Raw genomic sequence first — 5,016 nt, forward strand, 5'->3', positions numbered from 1 at the left:
GTCTTATTCTCTGTACTATCCGCATAAATCAACGCCCATTCAGTAATGGACAAAAGAGAGTCACTTTGTGAAAAAGAAGTGGTTCTCTTTTGTCTTTTATAATGGCCAAACATCATAAAGATTTAATGAGGATAAGACTTGAGCACTTTGTTTACAGAAACACGCATCTGCAGCATGACATTGAAGAACCGCTTCATGAGAAGTGCAACGTGGGAAAATATGGCCACCGAAGATGGGCATATGACAGATAAACTGTACGCTATCTATGAAGAGTTGGCTCAAGGTGAAGTCGGCCTGATCGTAACGGGTTACGCGAACATCGTTGAAGAAGAAAAGCCAAATGCGGGCATGATTGGTATGTATAACGACTCATTCATTGCAGAGTATCAAAAGCTCACTCAATTGGTTCATGACAACGACTCTAAAATCGTCATGCAATTGGCATACGGTGGCACAAAGACCACGCATGATCTTGGCGAACGAGTGATCTTTGCACCAAGTGAAGTTCCTGAAAAAGGGACTCAAACACTGGGTAAAGCGATGACCAAAGACGAAATTGATTACATTGTTGATGCCTTTGCTCAAGCGTCATTGAGAGCACAAAAATCAGGTTTTGATGGCGTTGAAATTCATGCTGCTCACACTTACCTGATTAATCAGTTCTTAAGCCCTTACTACAACCAACGTGAAGATGAGTACGGCGGTAACTTAGAAAACCGCATGAGATTCTTGTTAGAGATCTATATCGCGACGCGTAAGCTGGTGGGTGATGATTTCCCTATCTTAGTTAAACTCACTGCATCGGAGTTTTTTGAAGGTGGTGTCACCTTTGAGGAAACACGTATTGTCTGTAAAAAGCTTGAACAAGTGGGCGTGGATGGCATTGTCCTGTCAGGTAATATTCATGGTAAAGCAGACACTATGATTGGCGAGTCGCACGATGGCTTTACCATTCAAGCTGAAGGCTACTTCCATGAGTATGGTCACGCGATCAGCCAAGACGTTAATATTCCGGTGATCACTGTGGGTGGATTGACGGATTTTGATGCTATCGAAGCGATTGCAAACAACACAGGTATTGAATACTTCGCTCTTTCAAGACCGCTGCTTTCTGAACCGCATTTAGTTAAGCGTTGGAAGGAAGGGGATAGAAGCCCTGTTGAATGCGAACGATGCTCTAAGTGTCGCACTAAGCGCGGCAACTTCTGCGTGGTGAATAAAGACAGAAAAGTACAGCTTGCTCGCATGTAGTCGCTGAACCTAGCTTCAAGCGAGAACCGAAGTTTATAGCCGAGTCTAAGTTTGAGCCTGTGTAATCGCGCAGGCTCTTGTTTATTCCGTATTCCACGAAACGAAATTTGAAACCTTATTAATCACATCTTCCTGTCAAATTGGCGCGATTAAACAGATACACTGCGCCTGTAAATTATCCAACCAAGTTATCGATAACAAATTGAGCAAACTGTGAAATTACTTCCTCTTCTTAAGCAACCTCGAATCCACTGACGACTCTTTAGTTTTAGCGACATTGCTATGATTTAAGCGTGATACTCACTATTCATCCCAGTGAACCCTGTTTTTTTAGGGCGTTAGTTTGTGCACCTTGGATTTGCATCGTCGAACATTTTGATAGTTAACGAATAAAACTAAATAGATCATTCAGAGGTAAAAATGCAAAAGAAGCATTGGTCCAAATTCGAGTTGCTGCATGAAGTCGTAACCAACCCCAATATTCACGTAAAAGGTCAACACAGTTATTACAGCGATTGCTGGGACAACGGTTTTGAACAATCGGTAGTTCGCTATTTACACGGCGACGAAGTCAGCCGCCAGTGGGAGCCTCGCTGGGAAATCGATGAACTGTACATCGGTGACTATGTTTGTATCGGGGCTGAAGTCGTAATTCTGATGGGCGGTAACCATACCCACCGAGTCGATTGGTTCTGTTTGTATCCATTTATGGATGTGATTGAAGACGCCTACATTGGCAAAGGCGATACTCACATTGAAGATGGGGTGTGGTTAGGCATGCGAGCGATGGTGATGCCCGGTGTGACGATTGGCGAAGGCGCTGTGGTTGCAGCGAACAGTGTTGTGACAAAAGACGTCGCTCCCTACAGCATTGTCGGTGGTTCTCCAGCTAAAGTCGTCAAATACCGCTTTGATGAGTCCGTTATTGACGAACTCATTTCATTCAAAATATACGAGTGGCCAGAAGAGAAGTTTGAAGCGTTGAGGAAGCATTTATGTAACTCAGACTTTTCAAAGTTAAAGCAGGCGATAACGGATTACGACAATTGTTTGTAAGGAGCGCTTGTAACGAGCATTTGTAAGGTGCGTTTTTAAGGTACGGGTATAGCCACAGATTTGTGTAGAAAGATCTGTGTCATATTTATATTGAAAAACACGTTAAATCAGTCCGTTACCTTGCAATACTCAACATGGTGTACCAATCTTATTTCATAAGCATGGATAAGGATTGTGTATGCCCGCAAGTTCAATGAAAAACAAAGGGGTGGTGGGGAAAGTCCTACTGCCTTCTTTACTCATAAATCTTCTCTCTCTCGCCGTTCCGTTAACGGTTTTACAAATTTACGATCGTATTTTACCTAACCAAAGTTACGGTACTGCCACTTTGTTGTTGGCGGGTGCAGCGTTGGCTGTTGCCATGGAAGCATTGATCCGGTTTGTGCGTACTTGGCTTTTGTCAGCCGCGGCCAGCAATACCGAGAAAGCGACCTATCAAACCTTGGTTGAAAGAGTAACAACGGCTTCATCAGGACATCTTCGCCACATTGGTGTTGGCGGCGTGGAAGAGGGGCTGGGCTCAGTATCAAAAGTCAAAGATTGGTATTCCGGTGGTGTGATTGCAGGCTTTATTGATTTGCCTTTTGCCTTGATCTTCTTGGGCTTGGTGGCTTACATCGGCGGTGAGCTGGTGGCGATACCTTTGGCAGTTTGGCTGATTACTCTTGGAATCGTTTGGTTATCTTCTATTCGTGTTAAAAGCTTGAGTGAAGAGGCTTCCCAAGATGAGCAGGAGCGAAAAGCGTTTTTGATTTTGCTAAGCCAAACCATTCAGGGAATCAAACGCCAGGCCGTTGAGTCTCGAATCTTTAATCAGTTTAAATCCCTCAATAATGTTCGCTCTCAGTCTAAAGCGAGAGAAGAAGAACAGAACGCTTTCGCCCAAGAATGTATTCAGCTTGCTGCACTAGCTACGTCAGTTTTACTGGTGATCACGGGCAGCTTATGGGTGTTGGATGGCCAGTTAACCACAGGTGGATTGGCGGCATGTTCTATCTTATCGGGCAGAGCGGTTGCACCTTTAAGTGCTTTAGTGGGAGTTCGAATCAAGCTTAATTCAATACACAGTGCCAATCAGGCAATAGAAAAATTGAGTGACTTGTCACTATCGGAATCTTCAGATTCTGAGCAAGCTGAGAACCACTTATCTGACTTTGAGGTGTTGGAAATCAAGCAAGCGACCGTTGAAAGATACGGTGAACTCGCTCATGCGGATGTCACATTGAATAAAGGTGAATTGGTATTGTTAGAGAGTGAGGATCGCCACACCAACAGTCATTTATTGTCGTCGATTGCAGGTATTGATGATCTAAAAGCGGGGGAGTGCTTCATTAATGGAGCTGCAGTTTCAATCGCATCCGTAACCAATATTGCGGCCTACTGTGGCGTTAAAGGGCAGTTGGTGTCGGGTACTATTCTCGACAACTTGTGTGGCTTTGACCCTGAGAAAACACAAAGCGCCAGTGACTATGCAAAGCGTTTGGGTTTAATCAAGGAAATCACTCGATTACCCGATGGACTAGAGACACAAATTGGCCATACGAGTGCGTCTCTGCTGAGTATGGGTAACGTGAAAATGCTCAATATCGCGACTCAACTGGCAAGTGATAAGCCCATTATCATGTTAGAAAGGCCAGATTCCTCGCTTGATTTAGATGCCCTTGGAAACCTAGCGAAGGTGTTGGAAGAAGAAGTGGCGGCAGGACGGACGATACTGATGGTGAGCTACCATTCTAAACTTCGCGAATTGGCCAATCGAATCATTACAGTGGAAAGTCGAGCTATTACGGTCGACAGCGAGAGCAATCAGGAGGCCGTCGTATGAATCGTTTAGATATTGGTAACCCTTCAGGTACGAACAACCGTGCAGATACCAGCGGTCGACAAGAGGTGATGAATCATTTAGAAACCGAGAGCCTTTCCGTTCTTAAGCAATTGGAAGTTAATGCTAATATCCAGTTGTTCGCACATCAATGGGTCGATGAAAATGGCATTGAATCAATCGACGATATGTTTGCCTTGTTCGACAGGCTTGCACTGCCTTATCGCTTGGTTGCCAACCTAGATGAAGTTGGTGAACATAAATTGGTCTTACTGGTACTTGGTGAACATGAGCTGGTCTCTGGTCATTTAGAATCCAAGCAATTTGTTGCCTTTAATGCCAATGACGACATTACCGATGTCCCTCAGTTTTGTATTGTTATCGAAGGTCCACCACTAGAGAAGGCTTCTCCTGATTGGGTTGGCGAACGACTACATGCGTTTCGCCCCATTATTCCTAAATTGCTGCTAGTCAGCTTTATCACTAACTTATTTGCGCTTGCTGTTCCCTTCATCACGATGTCGATTTATGACCATGTGATTGGTGGTGATGCAGGGCATGAGTTGCAAGGTATCGCCATTGGCGCGGCGTTGTTGTTTGTGATGATGGGTTGGTTGAGAACATTACGTAGCCGAGTGTTTGCTTCAGTTTCCAACCGAGTAAGTCGTGAGATTTCTCAATCCCTCGTGCAGCGTCTGCTTCGTAATAGCTATGCTCAAAATCAGCAAACAGCTTCTTCTAGTCAGCAAAACCAAGTGATGTTGTCAGAGCGTATTTCAGGTGTGCTATCGGGGCCATTAGGAAATGCGTTATTTGACCTACCATTCATTCTTATTTTTGTACTTGCGATAGGTGTTTTAGGCGGGTGGTTGGTACTGGTTCCAGTC

Annotated in this window: 4 protein-coding genes; all 4 read left to right on the forward strand. The window is 44.5% G+C overall.

Annotated features, from left to right (window positions below; genetic code table 11):
• Positions 1-138: 138 nt before the first annotated feature.
• A complete protein-coding gene (locus tag AB4653_RS09205) occupies positions 139-1,251 on the forward strand; it encodes an NADH:flavin oxidoreductase (protein WP_032555063.1) in 1,113 nt (370 codons plus the stop codon).
• Between the two features lie 420 nt (positions 1,252-1,671).
• Positions 1,672-2,307 carry a CatB-related O-acetyltransferase gene (locus tag AB4653_RS09210; RefSeq protein ID WP_009845532.1) on the forward strand — a complete coding sequence of 212 codons (636 nt, stop codon included), beginning with the start codon at positions 1,672-1,674 and terminating at the stop codon, positions 2,305-2,307.
• A 178-nt stretch (positions 2,308-2,485) separates the two neighbouring features.
• Complete coding sequence (locus tag AB4653_RS09215; RefSeq protein ID WP_102258132.1) at positions 2,486-4,132, forward strand: ABC transporter ATP-binding protein; 1,647 nt, start codon at positions 2,486-2,488, stop codon at positions 4,130-4,132.
• A partial coding sequence (locus AB4653_RS09220; protein WP_372103937.1) for an ABC transporter transmembrane domain-containing protein occupies positions 4,129-5,016 on the forward strand: 888 nt, incomplete at its 3' end. The genes AB4653_RS09215 and AB4653_RS09220, both read left to right, overlap by 4 nt.

It is taken from the genome of Vibrio sp. 10N.222.48.A3 (genome assembly GCF_041475345.1).
Lineage (GTDB): Bacteria > Pseudomonadota > Gammaproteobacteria > Enterobacterales > Vibrionaceae > Vibrio > Vibrio tasmaniensis_A.